21 protein-coding genes and 1 riboswitch are annotated in these 14,233 nt (G+C 73.9%); of the genes, 6 read left to right on the forward strand and 15 right to left on the reverse strand.

What is annotated here, in order from left to right:
• Positions 1–9: 9 nt before the first annotated feature.
• The 3 genes from AB0H28_RS20825 to AB0H28_RS20835 form a co-directional block, all read right to left on the reverse strand.
• Positions 10–189, reverse strand: a complete 180-nt coding sequence (locus AB0H28_RS20825) for a hypothetical protein (RefSeq protein ID WP_358042452.1) — start codon at positions 187–189, stop codon at positions 10–12.
• Between the two features lie 64 nt (positions 190–253).
• Positions 254–601 carry a thioredoxin gene (gene trxA / locus AB0H28_RS20830; protein ID WP_358042455.1) on the reverse strand — a complete coding sequence of 116 codons (348 nt, stop codon included), beginning with the start codon at positions 599–601 and terminating at the stop codon, positions 254–256.
• Positions 571–963, reverse strand: a complete 393-nt coding sequence (locus tag AB0H28_RS20835; protein ID WP_358042712.1) for a MerR family transcriptional regulator — start codon at positions 961–963, stop codon at positions 571–573. The genes trxA and AB0H28_RS20835 overlap by 31 nt, the downstream gene beginning before the upstream one ends.
• Before the next feature lie 183 nt (positions 964–1,146).
• On the opposite strand from AB0H28_RS20835, the gene AB0H28_RS20840 reads away from it, so the two are divergent.
• Positions 1,147–1,800, forward strand: coding sequence for an alpha/beta fold hydrolase (locus AB0H28_RS20840; protein WP_358042458.1), 654 nt, complete (start codon positions 1,147–1,149; stop codon positions 1,798–1,800).
• 23 nt (positions 1,801–1,823) lie between these two features.
• Here AB0H28_RS20840 and AB0H28_RS20845 read toward each other — a convergent pair whose 3' ends face one another.
• The gene (locus tag AB0H28_RS20845; protein ID WP_358042461.1) at positions 1,824–3,026 is read right to left on the reverse strand and encodes an AI-2E family transporter; all 1,203 of its coding nucleotides are present in this window, start codon (positions 3,024–3,026) and stop codon (positions 1,824–1,826) included.
• 129 nt (positions 3,027–3,155) lie between these two features.
• Here AB0H28_RS20845 and AB0H28_RS20850 point away from each other — a divergent pair, with 129 nt between their 5' ends.
• Positions 3,156–3,338 (forward strand): antitoxin, encoded by a 183-nt coding sequence (locus tag AB0H28_RS20850; protein ID WP_358042464.1) that lies wholly within the window; start codon positions 3,156–3,158, stop codon positions 3,336–3,338.
• Positions 3,339–3,468: 130 nt separating this feature from the next.
• Here the strand turns inward: AB0H28_RS20850 and AB0H28_RS20855 are convergent, their stop codons facing one another.
• The 7 genes from AB0H28_RS20855 to AB0H28_RS20885 form a co-directional block, all read right to left on the reverse strand.
• Positions 3,469–4,086, reverse strand: a complete 618-nt coding sequence (locus tag AB0H28_RS20855; protein WP_358042467.1) for a C39 family peptidase — start codon at positions 4,084–4,086, stop codon at positions 3,469–3,471.
• 142 nt (positions 4,087–4,228) lie between these two features.
• A complete protein-coding gene (locus tag AB0H28_RS20860) occupies positions 4,229–4,642 on the reverse strand; it encodes a TIGR03618 family F420-dependent PPOX class oxidoreductase (RefSeq protein ID WP_358042470.1) in 414 nt (137 codons plus the stop codon).
• A gap of 43 nt (positions 4,643–4,685) precedes the next feature.
• Positions 4,686–5,030, reverse strand: coding sequence for a YkvA family protein (locus tag AB0H28_RS20865; RefSeq protein ID WP_358042472.1), 345 nt, complete (start codon positions 5,028–5,030; stop codon positions 4,686–4,688).
• Between the two features lie 40 nt (positions 5,031–5,070).
• The gene (locus tag AB0H28_RS20870) at positions 5,071–5,895 is read right to left on the reverse strand and encodes a hypothetical protein (protein ID WP_358042475.1); all 825 of its coding nucleotides are present in this window, start codon (positions 5,893–5,895) and stop codon (positions 5,071–5,073) included.
• A gap of 138 nt (positions 5,896–6,033) precedes the next feature.
• On the reverse strand, positions 6,034–6,459 hold the full coding sequence (locus AB0H28_RS20875; protein WP_358042478.1) for a hypothetical protein: 426 nt from the start codon (positions 6,457–6,459) through the stop codon (positions 6,034–6,036).
• 9 nt (positions 6,460–6,468) lie between these two features.
• Positions 6,469–6,984, reverse strand: a complete 516-nt coding sequence (locus AB0H28_RS20880) for a S8 family serine peptidase (protein ID WP_358042715.1) — start codon at positions 6,982–6,984, stop codon at positions 6,469–6,471.
• Positions 6,985–7,002: 18 nt separating this feature from the next.
• The gene (locus tag AB0H28_RS20885) at positions 7,003–7,344 is read right to left on the reverse strand and encodes a helix-turn-helix domain-containing protein (protein ID WP_358042485.1); all 342 of its coding nucleotides are present in this window, start codon (positions 7,342–7,344) and stop codon (positions 7,003–7,005) included.
• 167 nt (positions 7,345–7,511) lie between these two features.
• On the opposite strand from AB0H28_RS20885, the gene AB0H28_RS20890 reads away from it, so the two are divergent.
• Positions 7,512–8,165 carry a carbonic anhydrase gene (locus AB0H28_RS20890; RefSeq protein WP_358042488.1) on the forward strand — a complete coding sequence of 218 codons (654 nt, stop codon included), beginning with the start codon at positions 7,512–7,514 and terminating at the stop codon, positions 8,163–8,165.
• A 63-nt stretch (positions 8,166–8,228) separates the two neighbouring features.
• Here the strand turns inward: AB0H28_RS20890 and AB0H28_RS20895 are convergent, their stop codons facing one another.
• The 3 genes from AB0H28_RS20895 to AB0H28_RS20905 form a co-directional block, all read right to left on the reverse strand.
• Positions 8,229–9,254: a hypothetical protein gene (locus AB0H28_RS20895; protein ID WP_358042491.1), complete on the reverse strand. Its 1,026-nt coding sequence runs from the start codon at positions 9,252–9,254 to the stop codon at positions 8,229–8,231.
• Positions 9,255–9,258: 4 nt separating this feature from the next.
• A riboswitch (cyclic di-AMP (ydaO/yuaA leader) is annotated at positions 9,259–9,389 on the reverse strand.
• 154 nt (positions 9,390–9,543) lie between these two features.
• Positions 9,544–10,827, reverse strand: coding sequence for a YibE/F family protein (locus AB0H28_RS20900; protein ID WP_358042494.1), 1,284 nt, complete (start codon positions 10,825–10,827; stop codon positions 9,544–9,546).
• 37 nt (positions 10,828–10,864) lie between these two features.
• Positions 10,865–11,164, reverse strand: a complete 300-nt coding sequence (locus AB0H28_RS20905; RefSeq protein ID WP_358042497.1) for a metal-sensitive transcriptional regulator — start codon at positions 11,162–11,164, stop codon at positions 10,865–10,867.
• Positions 11,165–11,243: 79 nt separating this feature from the next.
• Here AB0H28_RS20905 and AB0H28_RS20910 point away from each other — a divergent pair, with 79 nt between their 5' ends.
• The 3 genes from AB0H28_RS20910 to AB0H28_RS20920 all read left to right on the forward strand — a co-directional run bounded on the left by AB0H28_RS20910 (position 11,244) and on the right by AB0H28_RS20920 (position 14,019).
• Positions 11,244–11,450 carry a heavy-metal-associated domain-containing protein gene (locus AB0H28_RS20910; protein ID WP_358042500.1) on the forward strand — a complete coding sequence of 69 codons (207 nt, stop codon included), beginning with the start codon at positions 11,244–11,246 and terminating at the stop codon, positions 11,448–11,450.
• Between the two features lie 73 nt (positions 11,451–11,523).
• Positions 11,524–13,776, forward strand: a complete 2,253-nt coding sequence (locus AB0H28_RS20915; protein ID WP_358042503.1) for a heavy metal translocating P-type ATPase — start codon at positions 11,524–11,526, stop codon at positions 13,774–13,776.
• A gap of 69 nt (positions 13,777–13,845) precedes the next feature.
• Entirely contained in the window at positions 13,846–14,019 is a 174-nt protein-coding gene (locus tag AB0H28_RS20920) for a CsbD family protein (RefSeq protein WP_358042506.1), read from the forward strand.
• Between the two features lie 52 nt (positions 14,020–14,071).
• Here the strand turns inward: AB0H28_RS20920 and AB0H28_RS20925 are convergent, their stop codons facing one another.
• Complete coding sequence (locus tag AB0H28_RS20925; RefSeq protein ID WP_358042509.1) at positions 14,072–14,215, reverse strand: hypothetical protein; 144 nt, start codon at positions 14,213–14,215, stop codon at positions 14,072–14,074.
• Positions 14,216–14,233 lie beyond the last annotated feature (18 nt).

Here is a 14,233-nt window from a genome sequence, read left to right on the forward strand (position 1 = left end):
TGGCGTACCTCAGAACTGGCGTCCGTCGGACGGGCGTCCGCCCGCGTCGCGCGGCGCGACCGCCCGCGGGTCCTCGGGGGTACGCGCCGACGCGGCCTGGTCGGCCCACTCCGGCGAGCGTGCCAGTTCCTGTTCGCGACGCTCCTGGTCGGTGAGGTCCCGCTGCCGGGACCTGTCCTGTTTGGCCATCTTCAGATCCTCGCGATCGGTCGGGGTCCGTGGTCACCCCGCGCGTTCCCGCCCGGGCGGTGGCTCAACCGTCCAGGTGGCGGGCGAAGCTGGCCCGCAGGTGGTTCTTCGGCCGGGAACCGACGATCGAACCGACCACCTCGCCGTCGCGGAACACCAGCATGGTCGGCGCGGACATCACCCGGTGGGCTCGTGCGGTGGCCGGGTTCTCGTCGGTGTTCAGCGTGACGAAGCGCAGCGCGTCGCCGAACTCCTCGGCCAACTCGGCCAGGTGCTTCGACACCACCCGGCAGGGCGGGCACCACTCGGCCCAGAAGTCGACCACGACCGGCCGGTCGGCGGCCAGCACCTCGGCCGCGAACGTGGCGTCGGTGACCGGGCTCAGCCGGCCGGTCCGCGTGTCCTGAGACATGTTTCCTCCCGATGGGTGATCGCGCGGGCGAGCTGGTCGTGCAGCCGGCGGCGGACCGTGCCGAGCCGGTCGAGGTAGTCGTCCACCTCGGCGAGCTTGCGTCGCAGCACCGCCACCGAGTCGGGGCACACGTCGCCGGAGTCGTGCCCGGCGCGCAGGCAGGCGACGAACGGGCGGATGTCGTCCAGCCCGAAGCCGATCGCCAGCAGCGAGCGGATCTCGTGCACGACGCGCAGTTCCGCCTCGTCGTAGACCCGATAGCCGTTGGCGGACCGACCCGGCCGGACCAGCCCGTGGGTCTCGTAGTAGCGCAGTGTGCGGGTGCTCGTGCCGGCCCGCCGCGCCAACTCCCCGATCCGCATCCCCACCCCCACCCCTCGCCCCCGCCGGCTTCCGCGCCCCCGACGCTAGACCTTGCCGCCGACGTCAAGGCAACCCCAACCCCGCGTTGATCATGAAGTTGGCGGTGCCGGGGAGCGCTCTCCCGACGGTCAACTTCATGATCGACGACGTACGGGGTATGGCGGGGTCGGAGGTGGGGGAGCATGCGTGAGGTTTCGGTGCCGGTGGTGGAGGGCGGGCTGGTGGGGGACGTGTCCGTGCCGTCCGGCGCGCTGGGGGTGGTGCTGTTCGCCCACGGGAGCGGCAGCTCGCGGCACAGCCCGCGCAACGTGGCGGTGGCGCGGGCGCTCACCGCGCGCGGGCTGGGCACCATGCTCGTCGACCTGTTGACCGTCGACGAGGAGGTTCGCGACGAGGTCACCGCCGAGCTGCGCTTCGACATCGGGATGCTGGCCGAGCGGCTGGCCGGCATCGTCGACTGGATGACCGCCGATGCGGAGCTTGGTCGGTTGCCGATCGGCCTCTTCGGCGCCAGCACCGGCGCGGCCGCCGCCCTGGTCGCCGCCGCGACCCGGCCCGAGCGGGTGGGCGCGGTGGTCTCCCGGGGCGGGCGTCCGGACCTGGCCGGCAGCTCACTGACCGCGGTACGCGCACCGACGCTGCTGCTCGTCGGCGGCCTGGACGAGCAGGTGATCACGCTGAACGAGCAGGTCCGGGACGACCTGGGTGAGGTGGCCGAGCTGCGGATCGTGCCCGGCGCCACCCATCTCTTCGAGGAGCCGGGCACGCTGGAGCAGGTGGCCGACCAGGCCGGCACCTGGTTCGCCACCCACCTGCGCCAGCCCCACCCGGCCTGAGCCGTCGGCCGCGTACCGGCCGGTCAGCCGGTGGCGTCGGCGGGCCGTGCCGTTTCGGCGGCCCGGTGCCGCTGCACGGTGTCCAGCACCCGCCAGAGCACCGCGGCGATCGGCACCGAGACGAACGCGCCGGCCACGCCGGCCACCAGCGTGCCGGCGGTGACCACCACCAGGATGACCGCCGGGTGCAGCTGGACCTGGCGGCGCATCACCAGCGGCTCCAGCAGGTTGCCCTCGATCTGCTGCACGGCGATCACCGCGGCCAGCGTGAGCAGGGCGGTGGTCGGACCGTTGGCGGCCAGCGCGACGAGCACCGCCACCGTGCCCGCGACGGTGGCGCCGATGATCGGCACGAACCCACCGAGGAACGTGATCAGGGCGAGCGGCAGGGCCAGCGGGACGCGCAGCACCACAAGCGCCAATCCGATGCCGATGGCGTCGATCGCCGCGATGATCATCGTGCCCCGGCTGTACGCGCCGAGCGTCTGCCAGCCCGCCCGGCCCGCCGCGGCGGTCACCTCGCGACGCGGCCCGGTCAGCCGCCGCAGCACCCAGTGCCACATCGACCGCCCGTCCTTGAGCAGGAAGAACAGCAGCACCAGGCCGAGCAGCAGCGCGCCGGCCACCTCGGCGGCCTTGCGCGCGCCGGCCACCGGATCGGGGGCGCTGCCGCTGAGGCCCTGGCGGATCTGCTCGATCAGCCGGTCGAGCTGCTGGTCGCTGACCGGCAGGGTGGAGGTGACGAAATCGCGGCTGCGTTGCAGACCCTCGGTGAGCTGCTGGCTCAGCTCGCCGAACTGGCTCGCGGTGAGGTTCCAGACCAAGGCGCCGACACCGCCCAGGACGCCGAGCAGCAGCAGCACGGTGAGCAGCGCGGCGAGCGCGGCCGGCACCCGGAGCCGGCGCAACCGCACCAGCACCGGGTCGAGCAGCGCGGTGAGGAAGAGCGTGCCGGCCAGCGCCACGGCCAACGGGGCCAGCAGCACCGCCACCTCCCCGAGCAGCCAGAGCCCGGCCGCCACCACCAGCAGGCAGGCGCTCCAGGTCACCGCCGTCCGCACCGGCCAGGGCAGCCCGGCCCAGGTCTGCCGCGGCCCGGGCGGCGTCTCGGTGGCCCGGTCGTCGGGCCGCGCGGGTCGCGCCTGGCCCGAGTGCGCACTGTCCGGGCGCGACGAATCGCGCCGTCCCGGGTCAACTCGGTCCGGATCGGGCCTGTCAACGTCCACGTCGCCTCCTCGATCATGGGCGTTGGTACCCGACGCGGGTGAATCCGACACCAGGGACGGCAACGCCGTCCGGTGTTTGCGCCCCCGGCCTGAGGGAAGGCATTCAACGTACCGAAGGGAGATTGCGACATGAGTAACTTCATGGACAAGGCCAAGGACTTCGTCGACAAGCACGACGAGCAGGTCGACAAGGGTCTCGACAAGGCCGGCGACATGGCCGACCGGCGCACCGGCGGCAAGTACGACCAGCAGATCGACAAGGGCGTCGACATGGCGCAGCAGCGCACCGGTCAGGGCGACACCGCCCGCTGACCACCCCTCAGGTCCCGGGCCGCCCGGTGGTGGCCCGGGATCCTTGCTGTCCGGCGTGCCGCGTACGCCCGGCACACACGACGGCGGCCACGCCCCCGAGGGGAGCGTGGCCGCCGTGACGCCGGTGCGGTCAGGAGCTGTAGCCGCGACCGGCGATCCAGTTCGCCAGCTCGGTCACGGTCATCCAGTACGTCGGCTCGTCCGGCCGGGCCGGGTCGGCGATCAGCACCCGGTTCCCGTCGTCCTGGTAGCGCACCACGGTCAGGTAGTGGCCGGAGTAGTAGTGCTCCACCCCGTCGACGTCCCGGGCGCCGCCCAGGATGTTCGCCACCACCGGCCGGTCGGCGTCCACCGCGGCGCGGATGTCCACCCGCAGCCGCTCGACCTGCTCGCGGGTGGCCACCTCGTCGCGGATCTCGGTGGTCTTGTACTTGCCGCCGGTGTACTCGTTGAGCACCCGGGTGACGTCGATGGCCGAATCGGTGCCGCTCTCGGTGGTGCCGAGCTTCGCGGCCAACTCGTCCTGGCTGACGTCCTTGCCCTCGGCCGACAGCGCGATCCGGGTCGAGGCCGGCCCGCAGTAGAAGAAGTTCGGCTGCGCCTGGTATTCGTAGTCGGCGCTGCGCTCACCCTTGCCCTTGACCGGGGCCGGGGCGGCGTGGGCGGCCACCGCCGGGCCGGCGACGGCGCTGCCGGCAGCGGCCAGACCGGCGACGGAGAGCAGGCACCTACGGATGATCGGGTTCATGCGGGGCTCCGTTCGGGGGGCGACGCTCCTTGCGGGAGACGCGGCACCTTCAGTGGCGCTCGGCGTACGCCAGAGTGCAACGGCCCTGGTGGTGGCCCCATTCCGGCGGTGAGCGGGGCCACCGCCGAGCCGGACACACGGCTCAGTCGGGCAGGCTGCCCAGCAGACGGGTCACCGCGATCTCCAGCACCACCCGATCCGGATTCGGACGCGGGGGGCGGTAGCGGGCGGCGTACCGCCGCTCGGCCTCGGCCACCGACCCCGGGTCACGCCGCACCACCGCCCGGCCCTCCACGGTCAGCCACCAGCGGCCGTCGACCTGACACACCGCGACAGGTGTGCCGGCCGGCCCGGCGGCGGCCACGTGCCGGGCCTTGGCCGACCCGCCCGACGTGATCACGCGGGCCAGCCCGGCGTCCGGGTCGAAGGTCACCCCGACCGGCACCACGTGCGGGGTGCCGTCGGCGCGCAACGTGGTAAGCGTCGCGAGGTGCCGATCGGCGAAGAAGCGGGCGACCCGCCCGTCGTGCGGGTCCAACCGGTGATCGCCGGGCATGCCGTCTCCTCGCTCGCCACGTGACCGTCGAGCCGATGATCGGTCATCGACGCGGCCCACCACCGGGCGGGGCGGCGGGCAGCGACGTGGCCGGAGCGTCCCGGGTGGCCCGCTGCGCCGCCCGGTGCTTGGCGGCCAGCCGACCCAGGTAGAACAGCGCGCCGGCCAGCACCCCCATGTCGTCCAGGTAGATCGGATCGGGCAGCAGGTCCACCGGCAGGATCGTGTAGATCAACGCGCCGTAGAACGCGACCTTGCCGCCGGCCCCCAGCGCCCCGAGCATGCGGCGGGTGCGGACCACCCGGATCGCGAGCAGCACCGCCCCGACCAGCGTCGCCGCCGCGACGACGACGCCGAGGGCGACCAGCAACCAGGATTCACGGGACACGGCACCACGCTAGTCGAGCCGGGCCATCGCCGCCGGACGATCAGTAGGCCGCTACGGCGGCCCGCCCCCGCGCCACCGGAGCCAACTCGCGGGTGATCTCCGCGGCCGGCGTCGCGGTCGGCAGCTCGCGGGTGCTCTCCGGGCCGGCGAAGCCCACGATGGCGAGCGCCGCCGGCGGCTCGGCCACCGGGTGCAGCGCCGCGAACGCCTCCTCGCGCAGGCTCCGCGCCGCCGCCGCGGCCGTCTCGGCGGCCCGCCACGCCGCCTGCTCCCGTTCCGAGGCGGCGTGCTGCCGGGCGCGCAGGTTGTCCCGCACCAGCCGGCGCAGCAACAGCTCCTGCTCCACCGGGTGCCGGCTCGGGTCCCAGCCGCGCCCGCCGAGGATGTCACTGAGCTGCCGCACGGTGATCTCCTTGCGCCACTGGGCGTCCAGCGCCGCCCGGTGCAACCAACGCTCCCGGTCGGCGTACTCGGCGGGCGTGCGGGCGGTCCGGGGCAGCGGCAGCGCCGCGGCGGCGGCCAGCCGCCGGACGTCCTCCTCCGCCGTCTGGTAGGCCAGCCAGGCCCGCTCGGCCTCGTCCTGGGCGGCCGACCAGTCGGCCCGGCTCCGCTCGGCGGTCACCGCGGCGCGGGACGCGGCCACGGCGACCTCGTCGGCGTACCGGCTGCGCTCGCGGGACTGCTCGGCCAGATCGATGCCGCCCGGTCGGGCGGCCTCGCTGATCCGTTCGCCGAACACCGAACGGAACCGGGCCGGGCGGATCACGAGCGCGGCGACCACGACCGCGGCCAGGGCGAGCAGGGCCAGCCAGATCACGGCGGCGGCGGGAACGTCCGGCAGGACGGTGGAGAAGACGGTCTGCATCACGAACACCTCGTGGTGAAGCGGTTGTCGAGCAACGAAAGGAGGGCCCGGTGGCGGGCGGTGGGCGCGGGGCGCGACGGGACACCTGGCGGGCGACGGCATCGGGGCCGCGCCCGGGGCGTACCGGAAAGGTGCCCGTCAGGCGCGCGGCGGCCCGCGACGGGCGATGGTCGCCCGGAACTGGTCCGCGACGACGACCTCGACGCCGGGGACCGGGTCGACTGCGGCGGCGGCGGCGGTGGCCGGGCCGGTGCTGGCCGGCGGCGCGGCGGGTGTCACGGACGGCGCGGCGACCGCTGCCCGGATGGTGCCGGTCACCCGGACCGGCGCGGTGTGCGTGCCCCCGGCGCCGGCCGTCGCGAACGCGGGGCCGACGTCGACGGTCGCGACCGCCGCTGCGGGGCGCGTCGCCGTCGAAGCGGCGTCGGCGGTGGTGGCGGCGTCGGCGGAAGTGGCGGCCAAGCCCTGCAGGCCCGCGACCAACGCCAGGGTGGTCACGGCCGTGCGGGCGATCCGGCGCAGCATCGCCGTCCAGGCGGACGGGGCGAACGCTACGGGCAGCACCACATCAACCTATCGGTCGACACCCAATCGTGCAGCTCGACGATCTTGCCGGTTACGTGAGCCGCCCCACGGATCGCTGTGGACGGACGCCCTCGGTCGCGCGCCGTCCGGCCGAACCGGGTCAGTTGCCGCGGCCTCGCGCCGGCCGGGCCGCCAGCCGCGCCGCCGTCCGCGTACCAGGATCGGCCGTAGCGTCAGCAGGACGCCGGCCAGCAGCGCGCCGACGGCGGCGACCCAGATCGCGACCGTGCGCTGCCGGGCCAGCGGGTCGGGGCGCGGCGCGGGAGCCGGCATCGCGCCCAGTGGCGGATCCGTCCGCGTGCCCAGCAACCCGGTGACCGCCCGGTAGGGGTTGACCATCCCGTACCCGACCTGCGCGTTGTGCCCGTCGGGCGGGTTGTCGGCGGTGCGGGTCAGCCGGTAGGCCACCTCCTGCGGGCTGATGGCCGGGTGCGCCGCCCGCACCAGCGCCGCGACGCCCGAGACGTACGCGGTGGCGAAGCTCGTCCCGCCCTGTTCGTCGATGCCGGGGCGGGCGCTCGGTCACGGCTCGGGCGTGGCGTCCCGGACCGGCTCGACGGCGAAGAGGTCGAGCAGCGCACCGACCTGCTGGTCGGCCTCCGCCGGGTGCCGGAACCGACCGCTGGGGTTGATCGTGTATTCGTTGCGGCGGCCCACCCGGGTGCGGTGGAGGTAGCCGCCGGCCTCCAGGTCGGCGACGATGGCCTGGGCCGCCCGCTCGGTGACGCCCACCTCGTCGGCCACGTCCCGCAGGCGCGCGGTGGGGTTGCGCGCGATGGCCAGCAGCACGTGGCCGTGGTTGGTGAGGAAGGTCCAGTTGCGGCGGCTTCCGTCCTCCCCTGATGTGGTCGCCATGGTGGTCATCGTATGGCTTTCCCGGTCCGCGCTCCGAGTCGACGCGAGCGGGGACGATGACGTATGAAATGCGTATCACGAAATCTTGACGAGCCTTCGGCCGCGTGTGACGGTGGGTCGCGAGGCCGACACGGCGGCCGGCCTGGTCGTTCCCCGCGAGGACGAGGTGAGCAGCGATGACCCCGAGCACCCCCGATGAGGCTCTTGCCGAGCTGCGGTCCGGTAACAACCGGTTCGTCACCGGCGTGCCGCAGCACCCGAACCAGGACGCCGGGCGGCGGACGGCGGTCGCCGACGGGCAGCACCCGTTCGCGGTGATCGTCGGCTGCTCCGACTCCCGGCTCGCCGCCGAGATCATCTTCGACCGGGGCCTCGGTGACCTTTTCGTGGTGCGCACCGCCGGGCACACCGCCGGCCCCGAGGTGCTCGGCAGCGTGGAGTACGCGGTCACCGTGCTCGGCACGCCGCTCGTGGTGGTGCTCGGCCACGACTCGTGCGGCGCGGTCCAGGCGGCGCGCGAGGCGGTCCGCACCGGGTCCGCCCCGGCCGGACACCTGGGCTCGGTCGTGGACGCCGTCTCACCGAGCCTGCTCCGCGCCGCCCGGCAGGGCGTCGAGGACCTCGACGGCATCATCGACGTCCACATCGCGCAGACGGTGGAGACCCTGACGGCCCGCTCGACGGTGCTCGCCGAGCGGGTGGCCGGCGGGACGTGCGCGGTGGTCGGCATGTCGTACCGGCTCAGCGGCGGCGAGGTGCGAACGGTGGCCAAGTCGCCGGCCCCGCTGCCCGCGCCGGCCGCGCCGGCGGACCCGGCGCTCGCCGGCTGAGTCGCGCCCGGACACGGAGAAGGGGCCGCCCGAGGGCGGCCCCTTACGGTCGTGCCCACCGGATCAGAGCAGCGACATGTGCACGTGGTCGGTGTGGTTGGACGGCCCGCTGTAGGAACTCCAACCGGTCGCCGGGAACCAGATCTGCCGGTTCCAGATCACGTAGTAGATGCCCAGCCGGTCCGCGTTGCGGATGAGGAAGGCGGCCACCTCGTTGCCGTACCTGCGGGTGTCGTTGTTGTGCCACGGCGCGAAGCCGCTGTTCTGCAGGGACCAGTCGCAGGCCCGGCCCTTGGGGTGCTCCCACGGCCCGCCCGGTCGGTAACAGCCCACGAAGCGGTCGAAGCCGGTGCGCTTGACCTCCTTGTACGCGTGCAGCGTGCGCGGCGTGACACAGCCGGAGGTGGTCGGGTCGTTCTCGCTGCACGACTCAGACTTCCAACCACCGTCGGCGGTGCGGCCCGGGCCGATCCTGGCGACCGCCGAGGTGGCCGAGACCAGACCACCGGTGAAGCCCAGCCCGCCGACCAGCTTCAGCTCCTTCTGCGCCGCCGCCCTCTCGCGGGCCATCGCGTTGGTCTGCTTCTCCTGCTCGCGCACCTCGGCGTCGGCCGCGATCTTGGCCTGCTCGGCGCGGTTCCGGGCGGCGTTGATGGCGGCGAGCCGCTGCGCGTTGAAGAGGTTGAGCTCGTCCAGGGCGCTGACGCGCTTGACGAAGGAGTCGGGCGACCTGCTCTCCAACAGCATCGCCATCGCGCCCATCCGACCGGTCCGGTAGGACTGCGCGGCGATCTGGTTGACCTGCGGGCTGAGCGCCGCCAGTTCGGCCTCCGCCGCCGCCTTCTCGGCGGCCAGCCGCTTCTGGCGCTCCTCCGACTTCGCGAGCTTCGCCTTGGCCTGGAGGTAGTTCCGGTTGGCGGAGTCGATCGCCTCGGTGATGAGCGGTGGTTCGTCGTCCTCCGCGTGCCCCGAGGGCTTGGGGGCGGCGTTGTGCGGGGCGGCCGTCGCCGGGGTCGGCCCGACCAGCACGGCGAACGCGGCGAGCACGGACACCACGGGTGTCGACCAGCGGCGCAGGGGTGCCGTCACAGTGTTCCCTTCCGTCGACCGCCGACCGGGTTAGCTGACGGGTTCGGGACGGAAGCGGCCCCTACCGCTCGCGCGGATTCACCCCATGTACCTGGTTCCCCGGCTCGCCCGAAGGCGATTGGGCGGCGGCACCGCAGGCGCCGGTGCGCGCCTTCGGCGGTGACCGGGGGCGAGGTTACCCGAGATCCCGACCGGGGATCTACGTCCGGAAGCCGACCAATCGCGAGAATTCACCGTTGCCCAGCGTGAGCAGCATCGCGTTTTGCGTCGGCCGTCACGCTGCGGAGTGTCACCATGCGGCCTGCGTACTTCTGGAGTCGTCGGGCCGCGACCCGCCGAGCGCCTCCAGCGCCTCGTCCCGCCTCCGGGGCGGCGGGGGTGCCGGCGGCGGGGCGGTGTCCGGTGCGTGCCGGCCGGCGGTGGTGACGACCGCGGCCAGCGCGGTGGTCAGCGGCACGGCGGCGATCAGGCCGAGCGTGGCCACCGCGCTGCGGACGATCTCCTGGGCGAGGAACTCGCTGGTGAGCAGCTCGCCCACCGGGCGGGAGTCGGCGACCAGCAGGAGCAGCAGCGGCAGCGAGGCGCCGGCGTACGCCAGCACGATGGTGTTCACGGTGGACGCGATGTGCGCGCGGCCGACCCGGGTGGCCGCGCGGTAGAGCTGCCGCCGGGACAGCCCCGGGTTGGCGCGCGCCAGCTCGGTGACGGTCGCCGACTGGGTGACCGTCACGTCGTCCAGCACGCCCAGCGAGCCGATGATGATGCCGGCCAGCAGCAGCCCGTGCAGGTCCACGTCGCCCTGGAACATGGACAGTGTGGTGGCGTCCTCGCTGCCGAAGCCGGTCAGGTGGGTGGCGGCGGTGGCCAGCGTGCCGAGCACACCGGTGACCACCAGGCTGCCGAGCGTGCCGAGCACCGCCACCGAGGTCTGGGCGGTGATCCCGTGGGTCAGGTAGAGCACCACGAACATGATCAGCGCGGCGCCGACGATCGCCACCGGCAGCGGCGATCGCCCGGCGGAGATCCCGGGCAGTACGAAGCCGAGCAGGATGGCGAAGCTGGCCACCAGCCCGCCGAGCGCGGCCAGCCCGCGCCAGCGGCCGAACGCCACGATCGCGGCGGCGAAGAGCGCCACCAACCAGATCAGCGGCGTGCCGCGCTGGTGCTCGGCGATGTTGTAGGTCTTCACCGTGCGGTCGGCCGGGTCGGTCAGCTCGACCAGGATCACCTCGTCGCCGACCTCGATCCGCGGCGCGCCGGGCCCCGCCGGGATCGGCGTCTCGACCAGCCGGCCCGCGTCCGGGCCCTGCTCGGCGGCGACGGTGACGGTGCCGCACGGGCCGTCGCCGCCGGCCGGCGCCTCCGGGGTCGGTGGGCAGGGTTCGGTCACCACCCGGGTCACCGTGCCGTGGTGGCGCGGCACGTTCTCACCGGCCGCCGGCTCCGGCCCCTGCCTGGGCCAGAGCACCAGCGCCGCGATCACGGTGAGCACGAAGAGCGGCACCACGGTCGCCAGGAGCAGGCGACGCACGCGCGGCGGCGCGGGGGCGGGTCGGGTGTGGTCGGCGCCCACGGCGTCTCCCAACTGTCACGGCGGGTGGTCGGGTGGGTCAGCCGCGCTTCATCAGGCGGCCGACGGCGGCCATCATCTCGGTGGCCATCTCGTCGGCTCGGCCCTCGGCCGCGCCCTCGTGCATGCAGTGCCGGGCGTGGCCGTCGAGCAGGCCCAGGGCGACCTTGTCCAGTGCGGCCTGGATGGCCGAGATCTGGGTCAGCACGTCGATGCAGTAACGGTCGTCCTCGACCATTTTCTCGATGCCCCGCACCTGGCCCTCGACGCGACGGAGCCGGGCGAGGAGCTGGTCCTTGCTGGCGGTGTAGCCCCGGGTCGGGGTGGACGGCGCGGTCATGCGCCGAGGATAGCGTACCCCTCGGGGGTATGGTAGCGTACGGCTTGTACCCCCTAGGGGTATCAGATCGGAGGGCGAGATGGACACCACCTACCAGGTGAACGGCATGACCTGCGGCCACTGCGTCAACGCGGTAAGCGCCGAGCTGACCGCGCTGCCGGGCGTCACCGACGTCCAGGTCGACCTGGTCACCGGCCGGGTCACCGTCACCAGCCAGGACCCACTGGACACCGGCGCGGTCCGCGCCGCCGTCGACGAGGCCGGCTACGACCTCGTCGGGGCGTGACCGGCAAACGGTCCGCCGAAACCGACCACGACACCGGCCACGCGACCGGCGACCCGAGCGGGGAGGTACCGCGATGACCACCACGGGCAAGGCGCTGCCCACCGCGCCGAACCTGATCGAGCTGACGATCGGCGGAATGACCTGCGCGTCCTGCGCGGCCCGGATCGAGAAGAAGCTCAACCGGCTGGACGGCGTCGAGGCGACGGTGAACTACGCCACCGAGAAGGCCACCGTCCGCTACGTCGACGAGGTCGCGCCGGACGACCTGATCGCCACCGTGGAGAAGACCGGCTACACGGCCGTGGTGCCGCCGCCCGCACGGAGCCGGGAGGCCGAGACCGGCGAACCGGTGGACGAGCTGCGCGGCGCGCGTACCCGGTTGTGGGTCTCCGCCGTGCTGACCCTGCCGGTGGTCGTGCTGGCCATGGTGCCGGCCTGGCAGTTCGACTACTGGCAGTGGGCCTCGCTCACCCTGGCCGCGCCGGTGGTGGTCTGGGGTGGGTTGCCCTTCCACCGGGCCGCGCTGGTCAACCTGCGCCACGGCGCGGCGACCATGGACACTCTGGTCTCGCTCGGCACGCTGGCCGCGTTCGGGTGGTCGCTCTGGGCGCTCTTCCTCGGCGACGCCGGGATGCCGGGGATGACGCACCCGTTTCGCTTCGACATCACCCGGAGCGACGGTGCCGGCAACATCTATCTGGAAGCCGCCGCCGGGGTGACGGTCTTCATCCTGGCCGGGCGCTACTTCGAGGCCCGCGCCAAGCGCACCGCCGGCTCCGCCCTGCGTGCCCTGCTCGAACTGGGCGCGAAGGACGTGGCGGTGCGGCGCGGCGGGCAGGAGGTGCGGATCCCGGTCGACCAGCTCGCGGTCGGCGACCGGTTCGTGGTCCGGCCGGGGGAGAAGATCGCCGCCGACGGCGTGGTCGAGGAGGGCACCTCGGCGGTCGACGCCAGCATGCTCACCGGCGAGTCGGTGCCGGTCGAGGTGCGGCCGGGAGGCACGGTGGTGGGCGCCACCGTCAACGCGGGCGGCCGGCTCGTGGTCCGGGCCACCCGAATCGGCGGGGACACCCAGCTCGCCCAGATGGCCCGGCTGGTGGAGCAGGCGCAGGCCGGCAAGGCTGCGGTGCAGCGGCTCGCCGACCGGATCTCCGGCGTCTTCGTGCCGATCGTGATCGTGCTGGCCCTCGCCACGCTCGGCTGGTGGCTCGGTTCCGGCGCCGGGCCGACCGCCGCGTTCACCGCCGCCGTCGCCGTCCTGATCATCGCCTGCCCGTGCGCGCTGGGCCTGGCCACGCCGACCGCGCTGCTGGTAGGCACCGGGCGCGGCGCGCAGCTCGGCCTGCTGATCAAGGGACCGGAGGTGCTGGAGTCCACCCGCCGGGTGGACACCGTGGTGCTGGACAAGACCGGCACGGTCACCACCGGCCGGATGGCGCTGGCCGAGGTGCTGCCCGCGACCGGTGAGGACGCCGACGAGCTGCTCCGGCTGGCCGGCGCGCTGGAGGCGGCCTCCGAGCACCCGATCGCGCGGGCGGTCGCCGAGGGCGCGGCCGAGGCCGGTCCGCCGCCCGCCGTCGGCGACTTCGCGAACGCCGAGGGGCTCGGCGTGACCGGCACGGTCGACGGCCGGAGCGTGGTGGTCGGGCGGCTCCGACTGCTGCGGGAGCGCGGTCTCGACGTACCCGAGGAGGTCGTGCAGGCCGCGACCGGCGCGGAGGCGACCGGCCGCACGGCGGTCCTGGTCGGCTGGGACGGCCGGGCCCGCGGGGTGCTCGCGGTGGCCGACGCGGTGAAGTCGACCAGCCGGGCGGCGGTCGACCGGCTGCGCGGCCTGGGGCTCACCCCGGTGCTGCTCACCGGTGACAACGCGACAGTGGCGAAGGCGGTGGCCGCCGAGGTGGGCATCGACCAGGTGATCGTGGAGGTGCTGCCGGCGGACAAGGTGGCGGTGGTCGAGCGGCTCCAACGCGAGGGCCGGGTGGTGGCCATGGTCGGCGACGGGGTCAACGACGCCGCCGCGCTGGCCCGCGCCGACCTCGGGCTGGCCATGGGCACCGGCACCGACGTGGCGATCGAGGCCGCCGACCTGACCCTGGTCCGGGGGGACCTGCTGGCCGCGGCGGACGCCATCCGGCTCTCCCGCCGCACCCTGGCGATCATCAAGGGCAACCTGTTCTGGGCGTTCGCCTACAACGTGGCCGCGCTGCCGCTGGCCGCCGCCGGGCTGCTCAACCCGATGCTCGCCGGCGCGGCGATGGCCTTCTCGTCGGTCTTCGTGGTGGCGAACAGCCTCCGGCTGCGACGGTTCCGCCCGATCGGGTGAGCCTGGATTGGGTCGACGGCCGCCGGGGTAACCAGTTGTCGTCACGCAACTGCCGAGTTGGAGGTTCCCATGGGTCTCGACGACAAGATCGACAACACGTCCCAGGACACCGCGGGCAAGGTCAAGGAGGGCATCGGCCGGGCGACCGACGACGAGCGCCTCGAGGCCGAGGGCCGCAACGACCAGGCCGGCGCCAAGCTCAAGCAGGCCGGCGAGAAGATCAAGGACGCCTTCAAGAGCTGACGTACGACGCGCACCATCCACCGGGCCGGCCTTCGGGCCGGCCCGGCGTGCGTCAAGCGGCCAGGCGCGCGCCGCGTACCTCCAGGTAACGCCGCTCGGGCAGGCTGGTGGTGGCCCGCGCGGCGGCCAGGTGGGCCGACCGGGCGCTGAGCGGCAGCGCCGAATGGCAGCAGAGGAACAGCAGCGGTTCGCGCACTACGCGTCGATCACCTTG

It is taken from the genome of Micromonospora sp. NPDC050980 (assembly GCF_040653835.1).
In the GTDB taxonomy this organism is placed as follows: domain Bacteria; phylum Actinomycetota; class Actinomycetes; order Mycobacteriales; family Micromonosporaceae; genus Micromonospora.

Bases quoted from the DNA above. Each gene is read 5' to 3' on its own strand.
- AB0H28_RS20825 (WP_358042452.1), bottom strand. From the start codon at position 189: ATGGCCAAACAGGACAGGTCCCGGCAGCGGGACCTCACCGACCAGGAG.
- trxA (WP_358042455.1), bottom strand. From the start codon at position 601: ATGTCTCAGGACACGCGGACCGGCCGGCTGAGCCCGGTCACCGACGCC.
- AB0H28_RS20835 (WP_358042712.1), bottom strand. From the start codon at position 963: ATGCGGATCGGGGAGTTGGCGCGGCGGGCCGGCACGAGCACCCGCACA.
- AB0H28_RS20840 (WP_358042458.1), top strand. From the start codon at position 1,147: ATGCGTGAGGTTTCGGTGCCGGTGGTGGAGGGCGGGCTGGTGGGGGAC.
- AB0H28_RS20850 (WP_358042464.1), top strand. From the start codon at position 3,156: ATGAGTAACTTCATGGACAAGGCCAAGGACTTCGTCGACAAGCACGAC.
- AB0H28_RS20855 (WP_358042467.1), bottom strand. From the start codon at position 4,086: ATGAACCCGATCATCCGTAGGTGCCTGCTCTCCGTCGCCGGTCTGGCC.
- AB0H28_RS20860 (WP_358042470.1), bottom strand. From the start codon at position 4,642: ATGCCCGGCGATCACCGGTTGGACCCGCACGACGGGCGGGTCGCCCGC.
- AB0H28_RS20870 (WP_358042475.1), bottom strand. From the start codon at position 5,895: ATGCAGACCGTCTTCTCCACCGTCCTGCCGGACGTTCCCGCCGCCGCC.
- AB0H28_RS20885 (WP_358042485.1), bottom strand. From the start codon at position 7,344: ATGACCACCATGGCGACCACATCAGGGGAGGACGGAAGCCGCCGCAAC.
- AB0H28_RS20890 (WP_358042488.1), top strand. From the start codon at position 7,512: ATGACCCCGAGCACCCCCGATGAGGCTCTTGCCGAGCTGCGGTCCGGT.
- AB0H28_RS20905 (WP_358042497.1), bottom strand. From the start codon at position 11,164: ATGACCGCGCCGTCCACCCCGACCCGGGGCTACACCGCCAGCAAGGAC.
- AB0H28_RS20910 (WP_358042500.1), top strand. From the start codon at position 11,244: ATGGACACCACCTACCAGGTGAACGGCATGACCTGCGGCCACTGCGTC.
- AB0H28_RS20915 (WP_358042503.1), top strand. From the start codon at position 11,524: ATGACCACCACGGGCAAGGCGCTGCCCACCGCGCCGAACCTGATCGAG.
- AB0H28_RS20920 (WP_358042506.1), top strand. From the start codon at position 13,846: ATGGGTCTCGACGACAAGATCGACAACACGTCCCAGGACACCGCGGGC.